A 21,118-nucleotide genomic window follows, 5' to 3' on the forward strand; every position below is an offset into this window, starting at 1 on the left:
ACGTCGGTGGCCGTACCTTGTCACGGCCCCTGGGAAGTGCAGCACTTGGGAGAAGCCTCGTGGGTTGGTGGGCAGGGGCTCGCCCTGTCGCGGGGATCAGTCTGGCAGTGTGGCCGACCGGGCCGACATCCGTCAGACGCCGGGGTGGCCGCAGGAGTTCCTCGCGAGGGTCAGGTCGACCCCTTCGGGTCGTAAGGAGGCTTTCCACCGGCCGCGAGTTCGAACTCGGCTCGGGGATGTTCGAGTGAACCGAGCGAGACGATCTCCCGTTTGAAGAGGCCCGCGAGGGTCCATTCCGCCAGCACGCGCGCCTTGCGGTTGAAGGTCGGCACCCTGCTGAGGTGGTAGGCGCGGTGCATGAACCAGGCGGGGTAGCCCTTCACCTTGCGCCCGTAGACGTGGGCGACGCCCTTGTGCAGTCCGAGGGAGGCGACCGAACCGGCGTACTTGTGGGCGTACGTCTGGAGGGGTTCACCGCGCAGGGAATGGACGATGTTGTCGCCGAGGACCTTGGCCTGACGGAGCGCGTGCTGGGCGTTGGGGGCGCATGTGGTGCCGGGTGCGCCGGCGGTGACGTCGGGTACGGCGGCGGCGTCTCCCGCTGCCCACGCGTGCGCGTGCCCCTCGATCGACAGTTCGGCGGTGCAGTGCAGTCGGCCGCGCTCGGTGAGCGGCAGGTCGGTGGTGGCGAGCAGCGGATGGGGTTTCACGCCGGCCGTCCAGACGACCGTACGCGTGGGGAATCGTTGTCCGTCGCTGAGGACCGCGACCCGGTCGGCGCAGGATTCGAGGCGGGTGCCCAGGAGGACCTGGATGTTGCGGCGGCGTAGCTCGGTGACCGTGTAGCGGCCCATCTCCTCGCCGACCTCGGGGAGGATGCGGTCCGAGGCCTCGACGAGGATCCACTTCATGTCCTCGGGCTGGACGTTGTGGTAGTAGCGCGTGGCGTAGCGGGCCATGTCCTCCAGCTCGCCGAGTGCCTCGACTCCGGCGTATCCGCCGCCCACGAAGACGAAGGTGAGGGCCGCGTCGCGGATGGCGGGATCGCGGGTGGAGGAGGCGATGTCCATCTGCTCCAGAACGTGGTTGCGCAGACCGATGGCCTCCTCGACGGTCTTGAAGCCGATGCCGTGGTCGGCGAGGCCGGGGACGGGCAGGGTGCGTGAGACGGACCCGGGGGCGAGGACGAGTTCGTCGTACGACAGCTGCTCGATGCCGGTGCCCTCCTCGGTGGCGAGGGTGGTGAGGGTCGCGACGCGTTCGGCGTGCCGGACGGAGCGGACCTCGCCGATGACGACCCGGCAGTCGGCCAGGACGCGGCGGAGCGGTACGACGACATGGCGGGGGGAGATGGAACCGGCGGCCGCCTCGGGGAGGAACGGCTGGTACGTCATGTACGGGTCGGGCGTGACGACCGTGATCTCGGCCTCGCCGCGCCCGAGTTCCCGTTTCAGCTTCCGCTGCAGGCACAGGGCCGTGTACATCCCGACGTAGCCGCCGCCGACAACGAGAATGCGCGCAGGTTCCCTCACCATCCCATGACGCACCCGGCGCTTGCGTTTGTCCACAGCCCCGGCAAATTGTGTGACCGCGCGCGGGGCATGCGCAGGGTTGGCCGAAATGTCGGCGCAGGCGACAGCCGTGCAGGTCAGCGGGGGTGAACCGGGTGGCGTAACGGTGTGCAACCGGGACGTATACGACCCGTACTCCGATCGGGGGGCGCTCCGTGCGGAACCTGCCCCTTCTGAATTGAGTCCCTCTCAACTATGTTCGTATGTCGACGGGGTGTAGGGGGATGCGCTCGCCAGGTTCCCGGATTCCTGGGTTCCTGGGTTCTCGGGCTCGCGACGGGCAGGCTCGTGGTCCGGCGGGCGGGCTCGCGGTTCCGGGCTTGTTCCACACGCTCCGGCTTACCTATGGCGGGGAGAGTCTCCGGGGGGAGACGTCATTACCGGGGGAATTCTTATGCACATTCAGGACTCTCGTTGGTCTACCGCTTCTGCCATCGCACCTGGTGGCGTGGTGGGTGCGGCGGCGGGCAACGGACGCGGGGACGGACCGCGGACGACGCCGCTGCGCGTGGACGCACAGCGCAATCTCGAGCATGTACTGCGGGCGGCGCGCGAGGTCTTCGGCGAGCTGGGCTACGGCGCGCCGATGGAGGACGTGGCGCGGCGCGCCCGGGTCGGTGTCGGCACGGTGTACCGGCGCTTCCCGAGCAAGGACGTCCTGGTCCGGCGGATAGCCGAGGAGGAGACCTCCCGGCTGACCGACCAGGCCCGGGCGGCGCTCGGCCAGGAGGACGAGCCGTGGTCGGCGCTGTCGCGTTTCCTGCGTACGTCGGTGGCCTCGGGTGCCGGGCGGCTGCTGCCGCCGCAGGTGCTGCGGGTCGGCGTCGCGGACGAGGCCGGCGAACGCGCCGGGCTCGACGAGGCGCGGGTGCCGCAGCAGCGGATCCAGCCCGGCGCCGGTGAGCTGCGGCTCGTGCCGGAGGGGTCGTCCGCGGCCGAGGAAGACAGCGGGGCGGCGGCGCTGCTGGACGTCGTGGGCCAGCTCGTGGAGCGGGCGCGCGCGGCGGGTGAGCTGCGGCCGGACGTGTCGGTGTCGGACGTCCTGCTGGTCATCGCCACGGCGGCGCCCTCGCTGCCGGATGCCGCGCAGCAGGCGGCGGCTTCGGCGCGGCTGCTGGACATCCTGCTGGAGGGGCTGCGGTCGCGACCGGCGTGACGTGTGGTGCAGCGGGTCGGGGGCGGTGCGCCACCCCCGGCCCAACGCCTCATCCGTGACCGCCCGTTGAGCCTTGCCCGAACGGCTGACGACCGGTACCGGCTCGAAACAGGTCCCACGGACGAGTGGATGGTCCGTACTCCACTGCCTGAACAAAAGCCAATATGGCACTCTGGCTCCTGTTCGGGGCTGGTTGGGCAGGCGGCGGGGGCTTTCCGCGATGGGCGTTGACGGGCGGGACGAATCGCTCGGTGGCGACGGCACCGAGGCCGAGGGCCTCACGCCGCCCCAGGTACCGGCGCAGCGCGACCGGCGGCAGGACGGCGTCCTGCCGCCACCGACGTCCGACGCCGGGCTGATCACACGGATGCGCGCGGGCGACGACACGGCCTACGAGGAGCTGTACCGGCGCCACGCGGACGCGGTCCGCCGGTACGCGCGCACGTGCTGCCGGGACGCCCACACCGCAGACGACCTCACCGCCGAGGTCTTCGCCCGCATGCTCCAGGCGGTACGCGGCGGCTCCGGGCCCGAGCACGCCGTACGCGCGTACCTGCTCACCACCGTCAGGCGGGTCGCCGCGAACTGGACGAACTCCGCGAAGCGGGAGCAACTGGTCGACGACTTCGCGGTGTTCGCCACGCAGGCCGCCCGGTCGGACGGATCCGACCCGGACACACTCGAACTGGGCGCCGACGTACGGGCGATGCGCGAGGCCGAGCAGTCCCTGGCGATGCGGGCCTTCCGGTCGCTGCCGGAGCGCTGGCAGGCCGTGCTGTGGCACACCGAGGTCGAGGACGAGTCCCCGAGCGAGGTCGCCACGCTCTTCGGGCTCGACGCCAACGGCACCCGCGTCCTCGCCAGCCGCGCCCGCGAGGGCCTCAGACAGGCCTACCTCCAGGCCCACGTCAGTGCCGCCCTCACCAGCGACGAGGAGTGCGCGCGCTACGCCGACCAGTTCGGCACGTATGCCCGCCGCAGGCTGCGCACCCGCGCCGAGCGAGGGCTGCGCAAGCACCTGGAGGAGTGCGCCAGGTGCCGGCTGGCCGCCGGCCAGATCGAGGAGGTCGCCGGAGGCATCCCCGCCGTCGTGCCGGTTGCGGTCATCGGCTGGTTCGGGGCCGCCGGGTACGCCAAGGCGGCCGGGCTCGTCGCCGGAGGCGCCGGAGCCGGTGCTGCGGGTGCAGCGGGCGCGTCGGGCGGTGGCTCGTCCGGCGGAGCCGACGCCGGTGGTGCGGCGTCGGAGGGGCTGGGTGCGCCGGTGAAGGCCGGTATCGCGGCCGGGATGGTCGCCACGGCGATCGCGGTGGTCGCGCTCGCCCTTGCCGGCGACGACAGCACGCCCGAGGAGCCGGAGGCAAGGCCGCGCGCGTCCGCGCCGATCGTCCGGCCCGAGCCGCCCGTGCCCACGCCCACGCCGTCGCCCGAGGAGCCCGCTCCGCGGCCGCCGGCGATCGTCCCCGCGGCGGAGCCGGCCCGGACGCCCGCACCGTCCCCCACGCCCACTGCGGCGCCCACTCAGACGCCCACGCCCACCCTGGAGCCGACGCCCACCCCGACGCCTACGACGACGCCCCCTCCGACCCCGACCCGCCGCCCCAGGCACCGACTACCAGCTGAGCGAGCTGTCCTACGACCTCACCGGCGACGGCACCGAGCCCGAGCTGCGGCTCAGCGGCAGCACCTGGGTGTGGCAGCGGGGCGGCCTGTCGATCGGCGGTACGTCGTACGCGCGCGGGGTGACCGTCCACGGCCGGTCCTCCGTCACCGTCGACCTCAACCGCGAATGCGCCTCCTACGACGCGTGGGTCGGTGTCGACGACGGAATGCTGAAGCTCGGCCAGGTCTCCTTCTCCGTCCACGCGGACGGTGTCCAGCTGTGGCAGTCCGGGGTGCTCAAGGGCGGCGACGCCGCCGTCCCCGTCCATGTGGACCTCACCGGGCACAGGACCGTACGGCTGGTGGTGGAGCCGCACAGTCCCCTCGACAACCTGGCACTCGCGGACTGGGCCGCGTCGAAGTTCACCTGCTCGTAAGGGGCGTCGAGGCGCGTTCCGCACGCGCGCCGGCTCACGCGCCCGAGGCCAGCGCCCCCCGGCGCGGTGTGATCCCCGCCGGTACCGCACGCGCGCGTGCCGGTGTTCCCGTCCAGCAGGTGCCGCGCCGGGCGAGCAGGCGGCGCAGCCACAGCTCCAGGGACACCAGGTCGGCGAGCCCGTCCAGGGGCAGGGGTTCGCCCTGTGCCGCCGCGCGCAGGGCCTTGCGGACGACCCGGGCCTCGACCAGCCCGGCCTCCGCCAGCAGGGGCGTGTCGAACAGCGCCATCAGGGAGTCCACGGCAACGCGCAGTCCCGCACGTGCGGCCGCCGCCGCGGGCGCATGCGAGGGCGCGCCCCAGCCGGGCGGGAGGTCGGCGACGCCGGCGCCCTTCAGGACCGTACGCAGGATCGCCGCCCGGGCCCCGGGCTGGACGCGCAGCGCCTCGGGGAGGGCCCGGCAGGCGCGCACGACCTGGTTGTCGAGGAAGGGTGTGTGCAGGCGCTGGAAGCGGATCTCCGCGGCCTGCTCCAGTACGCGGATGTCCGCGGCCGCCCGGGCCAGCGCCCCGCGCGCGCGGAAGTCGCCCGGCCGCTGCCCGGGTCCTACTCCGGAGCGATGGGTCGCCCCCTGCAAGCGAATCGATACTTCTGCCAGCGCCTCACCGGTCAGCCACCGGGCCGCGGGCCCCGGTCTGGCCCAGGTGAGCGCGGCGAGCGACGCCCCCACCGCCCCGCCGGGTTCGTCGAACCGCTGCTGGAGCAGCCGCTCGGCGAGCCTCTCCAGACCCGCGCCGTAGGGCGTCCGGGCGAGCCGGCGCGCGGCGGCGTACACGCGCGCGGGGACCATCACCGAGCCGTCGGCCTTCGCCAGTGCGGCCACCGGCCGCACCAGGTGCCGCCGCTGGCGGTCCACCAACAGGTCGGCCAGGCGCGCCGGATGGGCGTCCAGCACCTGCCGGGCGCCGTAGCCGGTGAGGTGGTCGGCGCTGCCCGCGGCGAGCCGTGTGCGATGCCGTACGGCGGTCACCAGGCTGGGGCCGGGCTCGTCCGTCAGCGGGCCGTCCAGGTTGCCGTACGGCAGGGTCTCCTCGCCGCCGGTCACCACCACGTGGTGCAGGCGGGGGTTGGCGGCCAGGGTGCCCGCCCGCTCCAGTTCGGCCTCCCGGCCGCCGACCGTCAGGTCGTTGAAGGTGACGGCGAGCAGCCGCTCGCCCGCGCCCGTGCCGTGCCCCAGCACGGTTCCCGGCATCCCGGGCAGCCCCGCCGCCAGCAGGGCGAGGGTGCCCGAGGCCGGCCCGCCCGACAGATCCGCGCCGATGCCGGGCACCGGCATCCCGCGTGCGGCACGCCGCTCGGCCGGCCCCATGCCGGGCACGGGCCCGGGGTCGATGTCGGCGCCGGGGACGTGCCGGGGCGCGGCGAGGCGGGCACGTACGGCCTCGACGAGCGCGTCGCGCACGGCACCGACCGCGCTGTCGGGATCGGCCGGCGGCGCCGCGACGGCGAGGGAGGCCACCGGCTCGTACCCGGCGATCTCGCGCGCCCCGGCGCGCAGGATCAGTGCATGCCCCGGCGGAATGCGCCGCACGCCGTCGTACGGGGTGGAGTCCTGCAGCGCGGCGGGTACGTCGGGGGCGGCCAGCAGGGCGGCGAGGTGACCGAAGTCGAGGTTGGCCTCGATGAGGTCGGCCAGCGGCAGCGCGGCGGTCGCGTACGCCGTGCCGCCCGCCCAAGGGGTGTAGAACACCGGGCGGGCGCCCGCCAGGTCACCGCAGACCGTGATCCGCCGGCCGGCCTGGACGACCGCGGTGTAGCTGCCCGGCCAGGCCGTCAGATGCCGAAGTGCCCCTCCGCGCGCGGCGAACAGCCCGACCCGCAGTTCCTCGTCCGACGCCCCGCACGTGCCGAGTACCGCGATCCGGTTCTGGGCGTCGGCCGTGACCACCCGCACCTCGTCGGGGCGCCAGTCGCCGACCGCCCACAGCGGATCGGGGTCGCCCCACAGGAGTTGGGAGCCGACCGGGTGCAGGGTCTCGCCGTCGTAGCCGGTGGCTCCCGCGGAGCCGAGATCGGCGGCCCCCGCGGCGGTGCTGCTCCATCCCACCAACCACCGCATCGACGCCTCCACAGGCTGGGGACAACCAGTGCACCGTACGAACCGGTTCCCCATGCTGCCACGAAGCGCGCGCCCCAGAGCGTCGACGGTGCCGCTTGTGATCCCCGAAATGCGCCCCACACACCGCCCCGTGCAACCCCGCAGTCGGCTCAGGGGCCCTCGACACCCCGGCCGGCACAAGGTGACTGCGACGTGAATGCGCCCCCGATACGCTCCCCGAGAACCCCCAACGCGCCCTCAAACTCCATGGTGGACGCGGTATCACGCACAGACGGCCGGGTCGATTTTCGGCCAATTCGCTGCTACGCCACGTCGACCACGAGCGTTCCGTACACGCTCCGTACAGGCTCTGCGCACTGCTCGGTCAGCGCACGGTCCGGGAGGCGGAGTTCGCCCCCCGGACCGGTCCGCCGCCCGCGGGGATTGAGGCGGCGGTGTCCCCCAGCCCACTGGTCCAGTACAGCGGGCCGACCCACGCACAACCATGGAACCGCTCCCGAGATGGCCGGAGAAGAGCGCACGGACGGGCGCACGGCCACACATCGGGAGCACGTCACAACTGTGCGTACCGGGACCGTACTTGCGTACGGACCACAATCCCGCCATCCGGAAGAATGCCCCTTAACGCTTGGGATGCGGCGAACTACGCTGGGTTTACGAATGCCGCGTGGTTATGCCAGCGCGGCAGCCGTCTGTGTCGAGGGGTGGCGCATGTCCAGGGAGCAACGCGGGCCGAACGAAAAGCTCGGCGCCGTTCTCGCCCTCGCGGGAATCAGCAACGCAGGACTCGCACGACGGGTCAACGACCTCGGTGCACAGCGCGGGTTGACGCTTCGCTACGACAAGACGTCCGTGGCGCGCTGGGTGTCGAAGGGCATGGTGCCGCAGGGTGCCGCGCCGCACCTCATCGCGGCCGCCATCGGCCAGAAGCTCGGCCGCCCGGTGCCGCTGCACGAGATAGGCCTGGCGGACGCGGACCCCGCACCCGAGGTGGGCCTCGCCTTCCCCCGGGACGTCGGGCAGGCGGTGAAGTCGGCGACGGAGCTGTACCGCCTCGACCTCGCCGGCCGCCGGGCGGGCTCCGGCGGTATCTGGCAGTCGCTCGCCGGATCGTTCGCAGTGAGCGCATACGCAACGCCCGCCTCACGGTGGCTGATAACCCCGGCCGACAGTTCGGTCGCGCGGGACGCGAACCCCGCCGAGGGCTCCGGCGCACCGCTCAAAGTCGGCCACAGCGACGTACAGAAGCTGCGGGAGGCAGCCGAGGACGCCAGGCGCTGGGACTCCAAGTACGGGGGCGGCGACTGGCGTTCGTCGATGGTGCCGGAGTGCCTGCGCGTGGAGGCGGCCCCGCTGCTGCTCGGCTCGTACTCCGACGAGGTCGGCCGCGCCCTGTTCGGTGCCTCCGCCGAACTCACCCGCCTCGCCGGGTGGATGGCCTTCGACACCGGCCAACAGGAGGCCGCCCAGCGCTACTACATCCAGGCCCTGCGCCTGGCCCGCGCGGCGGCCGACGTCCCCCTCGGGGGATACGTCCTGGCGTCCATGTCGCTCCAGGCCACCTACCGCGGCTTCGGCGACGAGGGCGTCGATCTCGCCCAGGCCGCGCTGGAGCGCAACCGGGGACTGGCCACGGCCCGCACCATGAGCTTCTTCCGGCTCGTCGAGGCACGCGCGCATGCGCGCGCGGGTGACGCCCAGGCGGCCGGAGCGGCCCTGAAGGCCGCCGAGGGCTGGCTGGAGCGGTCCCGCGAGGGCGACAGCGACCCGTCCTGGCTCGGCTTCTACTCCTACGACCGCTTCGCCGCCGACGCCGCCGAGTGCTACCGGGACCTGAAGGCACCCCGCCAGGTCCGCCGCTTCACCGAGCAGGCGCTGTCGAAGCCGACGGAGGAGTACGTCCGCTCCCACGGCCTGCGGCTCGTCGTCTCGGCCGTCGCCGAACTGGAGTCCGGAAACCTGGACGCGGCCTGCGAGCAGGGCGTGCGGGCGGTCGAGGTCGCCGGGCGCATCTCCTCCGCACGGACCACCGAGTACGTGAAGGACCTCCTGCACCGTCTGGAGCCGTACGGCGATGAGCCGCGCGTGGTGGAGCTGCGGGAGCGGGCCCGCCCGCTGCTGATGGCACCGGCCTGAGGCCGAAGGGCCGGCTGAGGGCCCGCCCGGGTTTGAGCGCATTGTCAGTGGCGCAGTGCACTATCGGAGCCGGGAGGTGGAGCAGGTGCGGAAGATCGCCTACGACTGCGACGTGCTGGTGATCGGCGGCGGGATCGTCGGCCTGTCGACGGCGTATGCGATCACGCGTGCCGCGCCGGGCACGCGCGTGACGGTGCTGGAGAAGGAGCGGGGCCCGGCCCGGCACCAGACGGGGCGCAACAGCGGCGTCATCCACAGCGGGATCTACTACCGCCCCGGCTCCCTGAAAGCGCGGTACGCGGTGCGGGGCGCCACCGAGATGGTGAAGTTCTGTGCGGAGTACGGCATCGCGCACGCCGTCACCGGCAAGCTGATCGTCGCCACGCAGCGGGCGGAGCTGCCCCGGCTGCACGCGCTCGTGCAGCGCGGGCGGGAGAACGGCATTCCGGTACGGGAGCTGGTCGCGGCGCAGATCGCGGAGTACGAGCCCGAGGTGCGGGGGCTGGCGGCGATCCACGTCGGTACGACCGGCGTCTGCGACTTCGTCGCCGTTGCCAGGCAGCTGGCCGAGGAGTCCGGGGCGGAGATCCGGTACGGGGCACAGGTGCTGCGGGTCGACCGGCGGGCGGGGCTGGGGGTCGCCGTGCGGACCGCGGACGGGGCGGTCGTGCGGGGGAGGGTGCTGGTGAACTGCGCCGGGCTGTACTGCGACGAGATCGCGCGGATGACCGGGGACGACCCGGGGATGCGGATCATTCCCTTCCGGGGCGAGTACTACGAGCTGGGGCGGCCGGAGCTGGTGCGGGGCCTGGTCTATCCGGTGCCGGATCCGGCGTTCCCGTTCCTCGGGGTGCATCTCACGCGCGGGATCGACGGAGGTGTGCACGTCGGGCCCAACGCCGTGCCGGCGCTCGCCCGCGAGGGCTACGGGTGGGGGGTGATCCGGCCGCGTGAGGTGGGGCTGGCGCTGAGCTGGCCCGGGGCGTGGCGGATGGCGCGGCGGCACTGGCGGTACGGGGGTGGGGAGGTGCGGCGGTCGGTGTCGAAGGCGGCGTTCACGGAGGCGGTGCGGAGGCTGTTGCCGGCGGTGACGGAGGGGGATCTCGTGCCGGCGGCTTCGGGGGTGCGGGCGCAGGCGGTGCTGCGGGACGGGACGCTGGTGGACGACTTTCTGATTCGGGAGGGGGAGCGGGCCGTGCATGTGCTCAACGCGCCGTCTCCTGCGGCTACGGCGTCTCTGCCGATCGGGAGGGCGGTGGCTCGGAGGGTGTTGGGGGTGTTGGGTGGGTGACCCCAGCGTGGCTTCGCGGGAACCGGCGTGAAGGCCGGGCGGGGTGAGGTACGCAGCCCGGCGTCGGCGGGGTGCCTCCCCCAGAGGGGGAGGCACGAATGCCCGCGGCTGACGGCGGCGCGGCTGCCCGCGGACCGACGGGCCGACGCAGCCGCCGGGCCGCGTAAAATCGACTCCACTGTGTCTGACTCCCTCCACACCCCCGAAGCCCTCACCCCACCCCCGGTGTCTCCGTTCGGCGTACGCGGGGGAAGGGGGAGCCGCGGTTTCCTGATGGGCCCAAGGCGGATCCTGCGGGGTCGCACTTCGAGCGGCGGATTCGGAGTTTTCAGCCGCGGCGGAGCCGGGTGACCGCCGGGCAGGCCGACGCGTTGCAGCGGCTGTGGCCCAAGTGGGGACTGGACATCGACGGGCAGCGGGTCATCGACCTGACGGAGTTGTTCGGCAACGCGGGCCCCGTCGTGCTCGAGATCGGGTTCGGGATGGGCGAGGCCACCGCCCGGATGGCCGCCGCCGACCCGGACACCAACATCCTCGCCGTGGACGTCCACACGCCGGGCCAGGGCAATCTCCTCAACCTCGCCGACCAGTCCGGCCTCACCAACATCCGGGTGGGCAACGGCGACGCCATCATCCTGCTGCGCGAGATGCTCTCCCCCGACTCCCTCGACGGGCTGCGCGTCTACTTCCCCGACCCCTGGCCCAAGAAGCGGCACCACAAGCGGCGCCTGATCCAGCCGGCCTTCCTCACGCTGGCCGCGACCCGGCTCAGGCCGGGGGCGATCGTGCACTGCGCGACCGACTGGGAGCCGTACGCCGAGCAGATGCTCGAAGTCCTCACGACGCACCCCGCCTTCGAGAACACCCAGCCCGACGGCGGTTTCGCGCCACGCCCCGGCTTCCGCCCGCTCACCCGTTTCGAGGGCCAGGGCCTGGACAAGGGTCATGTCGTGAACGACCTGCTCTTCCGCCGCGTACAGCACGAGCAGCACCCCGCAGAGCACGCACAGCACGAAGAGCACCACCAGCAGGACCACGACCAGTCCTCCACCGGCGCCTGAGCCCTCGCGCCCTCGCGGGCGGCGCCCCTGCCTCGTTAGGGTCAATGCCGTGGCCACCAGTCCCCCCTACCTGACGCACCCCAGCGTTCCCACCGGCGGCGCACTGCGGCGGCATCCGCACTGGTGGCAGCGCACATGGGTGCGTTACGGCGCACTGATCACCCTGCTCGCGATCTCCGGCCTCGTCATCCTCGCCCTCGTCCGCGAGCAGACCGGAACCGAGGGATTCCTGGTCGGTCTCGGCCTCGCGGTCCTCCCGGTACCGCTCCTCATAGCCGCCTTCCGCTGGCTCGACCGCGTCGAGCCCGGCCCCTGGCGCAACCTCGTCTTCTCCTTCGCCTGGGGCGCCTGCGCGGCGGCGCTGATAGCGATCGTCGCCAACAGCTTCGCGACGAGATGGATAGCGACGGCGACCGCCGATCCGGCGAGCGCGGACACCCTGGGCGCCACCGTCATAGCGCCGGTCGTCGAGGAGTCCGCGAAGGCGGCCGCCATACTCCTGCTCTTCCTCTTCCGCCGCCGGGACTTCACCGGGATCGTCGACGGTGTCGTCATCGCCGGGGTCACCGCGACCGGGTTCGCGTTCACCGAGAACATCCTCTACCTCGGCACCGCCTTCGGCACCGACCAGCTCACCGGCGGCAGCGGCATCGCCTCCGTCACGGCGGCGACCTTCTTCGTCCGCGTCATCATGTCCCCGTTCGCGCACCCCCTCTTCACCGTCCTCACGGGCATCGGCTTCGGCATCGCGGCGCTCGCCGGGCAGCGCCAGTATCTGCGGCGCGTGCTGATGCCGCTGGCCGGGCTGCTGCTCGCGATGGGCATGCACGCGTTCTGGAACGGCTCGGCGACCTTCGGCAACTTCGGGTTCTTCGCGGTGTACGGCGGGTTCATGGTGCCCGCGTTCGGGCTGCTGACCTGGCTGGTGATCTGGACCCGGCAGCGGGAGCTGCGGACCGTGCGCGAGGAACTCCCGGCCTATGTCGCCGCCGGCTGGCTGGCACCGGCCATACCGTTCGCGCTGGGCTCGATGCGGGCGCGCCGGCTGGCCAGGGAGTACGCCGGGCACCACCTGGGGAAGCCGGCCGCGCGGGCGGTGGCGCAGTACGAGGCGTACGCGACGTCGCTGGCGTTCCTACGGCATCGCGGGCGCCGGGGCCGGGCCGGCGCGGACTTCGTCGTACGGGAAGGCGAACTGCTGCGGGCGCTGTGGAGCCGACGGGAGGTGGCGCGGCCGGCGCTGGAGTATGCGGCGCGGGTGACGGCTCCGCCGGTGCCGGCTGTGCCGCCCTGGCCGATGGCGGCGCCGTATCCCGCATACCAGCCGTATCCCCCGTACCAACGGCATCCCGCGTACAACCCGTACCAGTCGTAGGGGCGCGCCGAGCGATCGGCGCCGTGAGGTCCCGGCAACAGCCGTTCCGCACACACCGCGAACCGGCAGCCCTGACGTCGGGGGGTTGCCGTCAGGACCGCCGGGGTTCGAAAGGAGCGGATGTCAGGGGTTGAGGCCCTTGCTCTGCAGCCAGGCCAGCGGGTCGATGCCGCTGCCCGCGCCGTCGGGGTGCACCTCGAGGTGCAGGTGGGCCCCGGTGACGTTGCCCGTGGCGCCCACGCGCCCGATGACCTCGCCCGTGGTGACCTTCTGGCCGACGCTGACGTTGATGGAGGACTGGTGGGCGTACCAGATCTCGGTGCCGTCATCGAGGGTGAGGACGGTCTTGTAGCCGTACGACCCGTTCCAGCCGGCCTCGGTGATCGTGCCGCTGTGCACGGCCTTGAGCGGCGTGCCCGTCGGCGCGGCAAAGTCGAGGCCAGTGTGGTAGCCGGAGGACCACAGGGCACCGGCCTGACCGAAGCTCGAGGTGATGGTGTACGAGGAGGTGGGCAGCGCGTACTGCTTGGCCAGCTGGGCGAGGCGCTCGGCCTCGGCCTTCTGGCGGGCCTCCTCCTCGGCCTTCGCCTTCGCGGCGGCAGCCTTGGCCTCGGCCTCCTTCTCGGCCTTGGCGGCGGCTTCGGCGGCGGCCTTCTCGGCGGCGGCCTTGGCAGCGGTGGCGGCCTTGGTGTCGACCTGGTCCTGCTGCTGCTCGGCCTGGGCGATGATGCGGGTGCGCAGCGCCTCACCGGCGTCGGTGGTGCCCTGGGCGGTGTCCGCGGTGGTCACGCCGAGGCTGCTGAGCGGAGCGGTGGCGGTCTCGCCGGAGGTGTCGGAGTCGGCGGAGTCGTCGGAGATGAGCCCGCCCACGGACGGCAGGTCGGGCATCGAGATCGACACCGGCGGCTTGCCGGTCTGCGCGCTGGCCATGCCGCCCGCGCCGACCGCGGCTATGACGCCGACGCCGAGAACCGTGGAGCTGCGGGCGAGTCCACCGCCGCGCTGCTTGGAGACGCGATGCCGGCCGCGTACGGGGCGGAGGGACTCCGCGGTGGGGTTCCACTCCTCCCAGGGACCCTCGTCGGTGCGCTGCCCGCCGTAGACGACGGTGTCGCCGGAGCGCTGGGCCGGCACGAAGGGGGCTTCTGGGGCGGGCCGGTTGGACGCCACGTAGGCGTACTCCTTTCCTTCCTTCTCGCCTACCGGGTTAGCTGACGGGTTCGGAGCAGGAAGGTCTCCTACGCGCGTAAATCAGCCGTGTTGCCACGGTGACCTACACCCGATTCACCCCAAGTTAGTGGTTCCCCGGTTCCCTTACAGGATTCGGCGCGTGCGCACGGAGCCGACTCTTGTGACGGCTGGGACGACCGCGCTGCGTTATCGGACGTTAATAGAAGCGGGGCATGAATTCCAAGCGGTTCCACTTGATCTTTAACGATTTCCGGCCGGACGTACAGGACTATGAGTGGCGAAAATCGGGCGAGTTGACCGCGCCTCAGGGGTATCACAGTTTCTGACTGTGTGTCAGTTGTTATGCGGAGGGCGTTCGTCCGATCACGTCTGGTGACGATCGTCGTACGGCGAGCAGAGCCATGTCGTCGGTCATCCCGCCCCCGGAGTGCCGGCGCACTTCTTCGGCCAGGGCGCGGAGCAGCTCGCCGGGTCCGCGGAAGGTGCGGCCCGCCAGCCGCGCCGCGGGGTCGTAGAACCTGCCGTGCACGTCGCGGGCCTCGGACAGGCCGTCGGTGTGCAGCAACAGCATCGTCCCGTCCGGAAAGCGGGACTCCTCCACACGGGCCGGCCAGGCGCCCAGATCGCCCATGCCGAGCGGCAGCGCGGGTTCGCGGGCGGGCAGCGGACGTACGGTGCCGTCGGCACACAGCAGCAGCGGCGGCGGATGACCGCGGTTGAGGATCCGTACGACCCTGTCGCCGGGCGGCAGCTCGGCCAGTACGGCGGTGGCGAATCCCTCGGCGGTCTCGACGCCGTCGCGCCGCGCGGCCTCACGCGTCAGCGCCCGCTCCAGCCGCTCGGCGACCCCCTGAAGCGTCGCCTCCTGCTCGGCGGCCTCCCGGAACGCCCCGATGACCACGGCGACGGCCCCCACCGCGCCCATCCCCTTGCCCCGTACGTCGCCCACGACGAGGCGTACGCCGTGCGGGCTGTCCTGCACCGCGTACAGGTCGCCGCCGATGAAGGCGTCCGCCTGGGCCGCCTCGTAGCGTGCCACGATGTCGAAGCCGCCGATCCGGCCGAGGGGTTCGGGCAGCACCGCGCGTTGGGCGGCCTCGGCGATCTTCCACGCCGAGTCGAGCCGGGCGTGGCTGCGGCGTACCAGCACATTGATGAGCACGGCCAGCACGGCGACCGTCGTCACGGTGACGAGCTCGGTGAGCGCGTCGACACGCAACGCCGTGCCGTACCGGATGTGCAGCCCGAGCACGACGGTGACGGACGCGATGCCGGTGAGGATCGTGGCCCGCCGGGACAGCAGCGGGGCGGCGACCAGAGGTGCGGCGGTGAAGAGAGGGGCCGCGGTGTAGGGGCGGGGTGTGACGTAGTCGTAGACGCCGCCGATGACGAGCAGCAGTGGGGGGAGCGCCCGGACGAAGGTGCGTGCGTAGGAGATCCGCCGTGTCTCGCTCCGGCCGGCCTCCAGGTGCGCGGCTTCGCCGCCGAGCCCGCGGCCGGGGACCTTCTCCTCAGGCAACCGCCCGCCCCGTCGGGTGTACGGCATCTCTCCTTCAGCCTCCGCAGGCCGCACCCTTGTCTCCCGCCACGCACGTCCACGCACCGCCTCGTCCGTCCAGGTTTTCCGGAGCGGGGGCGGGGGGCGAGCCGGATGGGCCGACCGGATGACATGCCGGTAACCCTCGGTCATGTCCGGTAACGCCTGAGGCCGGAATCCATGTACTGGATTCCGGCCTCAGGCCTTCAGTAGCGGGGACAGGATTTGAACCTGCGACCTCTGGGTTATGAGCCCAGCGAGCTACCGAGCTGCTCCACCCCGCGTCGTTGTGACTCCAGTGTACGCCATCCGCGGGGCCGGTCGCGCCAGGGTTTGCGGCCGCCCGGCGACAGGCCGCTCAGCCCGCGTTCAGCTCGGTCAGCTGAGCGAGCGGGAGGGTGTGCTGCGTCTGCAGGACCTTGGCGCGCAGGTAGCGGACGTTGTGGGCGGTGGTGAAGACGCCCGTCGGGATGCGGTCGCGGACCGTGAGGCCCAGCGTGCGCAGCTGGTCGGCCTTGTCGGGGTTGTTGGACAGCAGGTCCAGGTCCGTGACGGACAGGGCCCGGAGCATCTGGGCCGCCGAGGTGTAGTCGCGGGCGTCCTCCGGGAGGCCGAGGGCGGTGTTCGCCTCGTAGGTGTCCAGGCCCTGGTCCTGGAGGGCGTATGCGTCGAGCTTGTTGTAGAGGCCGATGCCCCGGCCCTCCTGGCGGAGGTAGAGCAGGACGCCGCCGCGGGCCGCGATGCGCTCGACCGCCTCGCGCAGCTGGGGGCCGCAGTCGCAGCGGGCGGAGCCGAAGACGTCGCCGGTCAGGCACTCGGAGTGCAGCCGGACCAGGGGAACGGGCCCGGGGTCGCCGAGGACGACGGCCACGTGTTCCTGGCCGTCGGTCAGGCCGTGGAAGGTGACCAGTTCGGCGTCGACGCTGTAGCCGTCGTGGAAGCGCAGCGGTACCCGGACGCGGGCGCGCGGCGTGGCGGCGGGGAAGTCGGACATGCGGGCCTCCGATTCCGTACAAGCTGCTTCAGATTTGAAGCAGCCTCTCGATCAGGAACCCTACCCATGCTTGAAGTTTGAAGCAACGCGGATGCGGCGGGACCGGCGATGTGTGACGCGGCTCACGAACAGGATGACGAACGGCGCAGCCAGGGGACATCGGTGGACGCGCTCTGCGAGTCGTCACCCTGGAGGGCCCGCGTGACGCCCGTGAAGATCTCCTCCAGCTGGCCCACCTGCTGCGGGGTGAGGTGATCGAAGAGCAGGGCACGGACCGTCTCGACGTGACCCGGCGCCGTACGCTCCAGGGCGGCCATCCCCTCGTCCGTCAGAGCCGCGACGGTGCCCCGCTTGTCCCACCGGCACTCCTCCCGCCGCACCAGACCGTCCTTCTCCAGCCTGGTCACCGCGTACGTCAGCCGACTGCGCGTGATCTTCAGCCGTTCCGCGAGGTCGGTCATACGCAGCCGGCGCTCGTCGGTCTCGGAGAGGTTGGCCAGGATGGAGTAGTACAGATGCGGCATGCCGGCCTCCTGCTGGAGCTGCCGGTCGAGCGCGTCCTCCACGAGATGGGTGGCCGCGATGTACGCGCGCCAGGCGCGCTGCTCCTCGGGGGTGAGCCAGCGAGTCGTCATACGACCAGTGTAGGTTTGCTTAAAACTTGAACCAAGCCCGCCGTCTCCGGCCGTCCCGGCCGTTTCCCAGATGGGTGTGCCGATGCCCTTCCCTCACGTCCTGCTGTCCGCCGCCGTCTCCCTCGACGGCTACCTGGACGACACCGGCCCCGAGCGCCTCCTGCTCTCCAGCCCCGCCGACTTCGACCGGGTCGACGAGGTACGGGCATCCGTCGACGCCATCCTGGTCGGCGCCGGCACGATCCGCGCCGACAACCCCCGGCTGCTGGTCAACTCGCCCGAGCGGCGCGCCGCCCGCGTGGCCGCCGGGAAGCCGGAGTATCCGCTGAAGGTCACGGTGAGCGGCTCTGGGGACCTGGACCCGGCCGCCAAGTTCTGGCACACGGGCGGGGAGAAGGTCGTCTACACGACCACAGAGGGCGCCCGGCGGCTCCGGGCGACGGACCTCGCCGCGGACATCGTGGCACTCGGACCCGACCTCGACTGGCGGGCGCTGCTCGAGCATCTGCACGACGTACGGGGAGTGCGGCGGCTCATGGTCGAGGGGGGCGGCACCGTCCACACCCAGCTGCTGCGGGACGGCCTCGCGGACGAACTGCACCTCGTCCTCGCCCCGCTGTTCGTCGGGGACCCGGACGCGCCCCGGCTCTTCGGGCCCGGCCCGTATCAGGGCGGGCGGCTGCGCCTGGTGGAGACGCGGGCCATCGGTGACGTCGTTCTCATGCGCTACGAGCCCACCGCACCGGGCGTCGGCGGGCTGCCGTCGGCTGCCGACCGGCACTGGCTGGCGCTCGCCTGTGAACTGGCCGCGCAGTGCCCCCCGTCGAAAACCGCGTTCAGCGTGGGGGCCGTGGTGGTCGCGGACGACGGCACCGAGCTCGCGCGGGGGTACTCGCGGGAGGCCGGGGATCCGGTCGTGCACGCGGAGGAAGCCGCGCTGGCGAAGATCGACCCCGGCGATCCGAGGCTGGCCGGTGCGACGGTGTACAGCAGCCTGGAGCCCTGCGTGCGCCGGGCCTCACGGCCGCGGCCGTGTGCGCGGTTGATCCTCGACGCCGGGGTACGGCGGGTGGTGACGGCCTGGCGGGAGCCGGACACGTTCGTCGCCGGGGCCGACGGGAGCGGGGCGCTGGCCCGGGCGGGCGTGGATGTGGTGGTGCTGCCGGAGTACGAGGGGGCGGCGAAGACTCCGAACGGGCACTTGCTGGGCTGACGCCCTGATCCGCAGCACCTCAGAAGTCGACCGGCTCACGGATGATCGGACACGTCATGCAGTGTCCGCCGCCCCGTCCGCGGCCGAGTTCGGCGCCCACGATGGTGATCACCTCGACGCCGGCCTGCCGCAGCAGCGCGTTGGTCTGGGTGTTGCGGTCGTACGTGAACACCACACCCGGTTCCAGGGCGACGGCGTTGTTGCCGCTGTCCCACTGCTGGCGCTCGGAGGCGTACACGTCTCCGCCGGTCTCCACCACCCGCAGCCGGGGCAGGCCGAGTGCCTCGGCGACGACGTCGACGAACGCACGGGGCTCCTCGTCGGTGATCTCGAGGCCGGGGGCCCTGTCGCCGGGCCGCAGCGAGAACGTGTGCACCGCCTCCATGATGCGCGGGTAGAGGGTGACGAGGTCGCGGTCGGCGAAGGTGAAGACGGTGTCGAGGTGCATCGCGGAGCGCAGTTTGGGCATGCCCGCGACGATCACCTGCTCGGCGGCGCCGCCCTCGAACAGGGCCTTGGCCACCTGGGTGATCGCCTGCCGTGAGGTGCGCTCGCTCATGCCCATCAGGACGACGCCGTTGCCGACCGGCATGATGTCGCCGCCCTCGAACGTGGCCTGGCCCCAGTCGAGTTCGGGGTCGCCCCACCAGACGGTGGAACCCGCGAAGTCGGGGTGGAAGGTGTAGAGCGCCTTCATCAGCAGCGTCTCGTCGTGCCGGGCGGGCCAGTACAGCGGGTTGAGGGTCAGGCCGCCGTAGAGCCAGCAGGTGGTGTCCCGGGTGTAGAGCGTGTTGGGCAGCGGCGGCATCAGGTACTCGCGGACACCGGCCGACTCGCGGGCCAGAGCCACATACCCGGAGCGGAACTCGTCGGGCAGGTCGGTCGTGGCGAGACCGCCGATCAGATACTCGGCCAGCCGGCGCGGCTCGAGCGACTCCAGGAAGGCCCGGGTGTCGTCGATCAGCCCTATGCCCACCTCGTTCGCGACGATCTTGCGGTCCAGGAGCCACGCCTTCGCCTCGGGGATCGCCATGGTGTCGGTGAGCAGGTCGTGCAGTTCGACGACGTCGACGCCCCGTTCGCGGAGCTCGCTGACGAAATCGGCGTGGTCGCGTTGGGCGTTCTCCACCCACATGACGTCGTCGAAGAGCAGGTCGTCGGAGTTGGTCGGGGTGAGCCTGCGATGGGCCAGCCCGGGCGCGCAGACCAGCACCTTGCGCAGTCTGCCGACCTCCGAGTGAACGCCGTACGCGGGCTGGGACGGGGTGTGCTGGGCTGTCATGTCGTGCCTTTCTGGAAGCTGATGCCTTTCTGGAAGCCGATGTGCCGGGGCCGGGTCAGAGGTGGATCCAGCCCGCTGCCAGTGCGACGAGGCCCATCACTGCTCCGGCCACCGAGACGATGAGGATGACGACTTCCCGCGGCGAGAAGAGGCGTCTGTTCTGCTCGCGGCGCGCCATGACGAACAGCACCGTGGCCGGGGCGTAGAGGATGAAGGACACCAGGACGAACTTCAGCCCCGCCGCGAACAGCAGGAAGGCCGTGTAGACGGTGGCCAGAACGCCGACGGCCAGCTCGCCGGTGCGGCCGCGCCGCGGGCCGGCCTCGGGCGGCCGGCGCGGCCATGCGATCTTCGCGGCGAAGGCGGCCGCGAGCAGGTAGGGAATCAGGGAGAGCGAACTGGTCAGGTTGAGCGCGAAGTTGAAGGCATCCTCGGAGAACAGCGTGACGACCAGCACCACTTGGGACAGCAGCGAGGACATCAGCAGCGCAGGCACGGGCACGTCGGCGGGCGTGGCGCGGCGCAGGAACCGCGGCATGTCGTCGTCCTTGGCCGCGACGAACAGCACCTCCGCGGCCATCAACGTCCATGCCAGATAGGCGCCGAGCACGGAGACGATCAGCCCGACGCTCACGAAGACCTTGCCCCACGTGCCGACCGCGTGCTCCAGGACGCCGGCCATGGACGGCTGGCGCAGCTCGGCGATCTCGCTCATCGGCATGATTCCGTACGACACGATGGTCACCGACGCGAAGACGGCGAAGACGCTCAGGAACCCGAGGATCGTCGCCCGTCCGACGTCCTCCCGGCGCTTGGCGTGCCGTGAGTACACGCTCGCGCCCTCCACACCGAGGAACACGAACACCGTGGCCAGCATCGTCCCGCGGACCTGGCTGAACAGCGAGCCGGCGTAGTCCGCGCCGGCGAAGTTCTCCGCGAAGACGTCCGCCTTGAAGTAGAAGAGCGCCAGGACGATGAAGACCAGGATGGGGACGACCTTGGCCACCGTCACGATCCGGTTGATCGCCGCGGCCTCCTTGACCCCACGGCGGATCAGCAGGAAGAACCCCCACAGACCGATGGACGAGAGCACCAACGCCAGGACCGTGTCGCCCTCACCGAGGGCGGGCACCACGGCGCCCACGGTCGACATGATCAGCACCCAGTACGTCACGTTGCCCACACAGGCGCTCGCCCAGTACCCGAAGGCGGAGAAGAAACCCAGGTACTCGCCGAAGCCCGCCTTGGCGTAGGCGTACACCCCCGCGTCCAGGTCGGGACGCCGGACCGCGAGCGTCTGGAAGACCAGGGCGAGCATCAGCATGCCGACGCCCGCGATCGACCAGGCGATGAGCGCTCCCGCGACGCCGGTCTCCTCGGCGAAGCGGCTGGGCAGGGAGAACACTCCGGCGCCCACCATCGAGCCGACGACCATCGCGGTCAGCGTGGGAAGGGACAACTTGGCCGGGCGCGGCGAGGCGTCGGCGCCCCGAGCGGTCTCGGCCTCGGTCATGCGTCACC

General features: G+C 72.0%; 13 protein-coding genes, 1 tRNA gene, 2 pseudogenes and 1 riboswitch. Of the genes and pseudogenes, 7 read left to right on the top strand and 9 right to left on the bottom strand.

From position 1 onward, the window contains the following. Window positions 1-170: 170 nt before the first annotated feature. Complete coding sequence (locus StrepF001_RS14075) at window positions 171-1,535, bottom strand: NAD(P)/FAD-dependent oxidoreductase (protein WP_129798596.1); 1,365 nt, start codon at window positions 1,533-1,535, stop codon at window positions 171-173. Window positions 1,536-1,965: 430 nt separating this feature from the next. On the opposite strand from StrepF001_RS14075, the gene StrepF001_RS14080 reads away from it, so the two are divergent. Continuing rightward, entirely contained in the window at window positions 1,966-2,727 is a 762-nt protein-coding gene (locus tag StrepF001_RS14080) for a TetR/AcrR family transcriptional regulator (RefSeq protein WP_129798597.1), read from the top strand. Between the two features lie 220 nt (window positions 2,728-2,947). Next, window positions 2,948-4,763, top strand: a pseudogene (locus StrepF001_RS14085) (sigma-70 family RNA polymerase sigma factor). A gap of 34 nt (window positions 4,764-4,797) precedes the next feature. Here StrepF001_RS14085 and StrepF001_RS14090 read toward each other — a convergent pair. Next, window positions 4,798-6,882, bottom strand: coding sequence for an asparagine synthase-related protein (locus StrepF001_RS14090; protein ID WP_129798598.1), 2,085 nt, complete (start codon window positions 6,880-6,882; stop codon window positions 4,798-4,800). Window positions 6,883-7,593: 711 nt separating this feature from the next. On the opposite strand from StrepF001_RS14090, the gene StrepF001_RS14095 reads away from it, so the two are divergent. From StrepF001_RS14095 to StrepF001_RS14110, 4 genes and pseudogenes are all read left to right on the top strand, one after another. After that, the gene (locus StrepF001_RS14095) at window positions 7,594-9,018 is read left to right on the top strand and encodes an MFS transporter (RefSeq protein ID WP_129798599.1); all 1,425 of its coding nucleotides are present in this window, start codon (window positions 7,594-7,596) and stop codon (window positions 9,016-9,018) included. Between the two features lie 76 nt (window positions 9,019-9,094). Beyond that, window positions 9,095-10,309: an L-2-hydroxyglutarate oxidase gene (lhgO, locus tag StrepF001_RS14100; RefSeq protein WP_240797500.1), complete on the top strand. Its 1,215-nt coding sequence runs from the start codon at window positions 9,095-9,097 to the stop codon at window positions 10,307-10,309. A 221-nt stretch (window positions 10,310-10,530) separates the two neighbouring features. Continuing rightward, a pseudogene (gene trmB, locus StrepF001_RS14105) lies at window positions 10,531-11,370 on the top strand (tRNA (guanosine(46)-N7)-methyltransferase TrmB); the annotation flags it as partial. 49 nt (window positions 11,371-11,419) lie between these two features. Then, complete coding sequence (locus StrepF001_RS14110) at window positions 11,420-12,745, top strand: PrsW family intramembrane metalloprotease (RefSeq protein ID WP_129798601.1); 1,326 nt, start codon at window positions 11,420-11,422, stop codon at window positions 12,743-12,745. A gap of 123 nt (window positions 12,746-12,868) precedes the next feature. Here the strand turns inward: StrepF001_RS14110 and StrepF001_RS14115 are convergent, their stop codons facing one another. The 5 genes from StrepF001_RS14115 to StrepF001_RS14135 all read right to left on the bottom strand — a co-directional run bounded on the left by StrepF001_RS14115 (window position 12,869) and on the right by StrepF001_RS14135 (window position 17,102). Then, window positions 12,869-13,915 (bottom strand): M23 family metallopeptidase, encoded by a 1,047-nt coding sequence (locus StrepF001_RS14115; RefSeq protein ID WP_129798602.1) that lies wholly within the window; start codon window positions 13,913-13,915, stop codon window positions 12,869-12,871. An 11-nt stretch (window positions 13,916-13,926) separates the two neighbouring features. Beyond that, a riboswitch (cyclic di-AMP (ydaO/yuaA leader) is annotated at window positions 13,927-14,084 on the bottom strand. Between the two features lie 192 nt (window positions 14,085-14,276). Then, a complete protein-coding gene (locus tag StrepF001_RS14120; protein WP_129798603.1) occupies window positions 14,277-15,482 on the bottom strand; it encodes a PP2C family protein-serine/threonine phosphatase in 1,206 nt (401 codons plus the stop codon). A gap of 201 nt (window positions 15,483-15,683) precedes the next feature. Beyond that, window positions 15,684-15,757: transfer RNA gene (locus tag StrepF001_RS14125), tRNA-Met, on the bottom strand. 74 nt (window positions 15,758-15,831) lie between these two features. After that, window positions 15,832-16,467, bottom strand: a complete 636-nt coding sequence (gene ribA, locus StrepF001_RS14130) for a GTP cyclohydrolase II (RefSeq protein ID WP_129798604.1) — start codon at window positions 16,465-16,467, stop codon at window positions 15,832-15,834. A gap of 122 nt (window positions 16,468-16,589) precedes the next feature. Further along, complete coding sequence (locus StrepF001_RS14135; RefSeq protein WP_129798605.1) at window positions 16,590-17,102, bottom strand: MarR family transcriptional regulator; 513 nt, start codon at window positions 17,100-17,102, stop codon at window positions 16,590-16,592. A gap of 82 nt (window positions 17,103-17,184) precedes the next feature. Here StrepF001_RS14135 and StrepF001_RS14140 point away from each other — a divergent pair, with 82 nt between their 5' ends. After that, a complete protein-coding gene (locus StrepF001_RS14140; protein ID WP_129798606.1) occupies window positions 17,185-18,315 on the top strand; it encodes a dihydrofolate reductase family protein in 1,131 nt (376 codons plus the stop codon). 19 nt (window positions 18,316-18,334) lie between these two features. Here the strand turns inward: StrepF001_RS14140 and StrepF001_RS14145 are convergent, their stop codons facing one another. Beyond that, window positions 18,335-19,597: an arginine deiminase gene (locus StrepF001_RS14145; RefSeq protein ID WP_129798607.1), complete on the bottom strand. Its 1,263-nt coding sequence runs from the start codon at window positions 19,595-19,597 to the stop codon at window positions 18,335-18,337. A 55-nt stretch (window positions 19,598-19,652) separates the two neighbouring features. Beyond that, window positions 19,653-21,110: a basic amino acid/polyamine antiporter gene (locus StrepF001_RS14150; RefSeq protein ID WP_129798608.1), complete on the bottom strand. Its 1,458-nt coding sequence runs from the start codon at window positions 21,108-21,110 to the stop codon at window positions 19,653-19,655. Between the last annotated feature and the right edge of the window lie 8 nt (window positions 21,111-21,118).

The organism is Streptomyces sp. F001, from assembly GCF_004187715.1.
Classification (GTDB): domain Bacteria; phylum Actinomycetota; class Actinomycetes; order Streptomycetales; family Streptomycetaceae; genus Streptomyces; species Streptomyces flavusporus.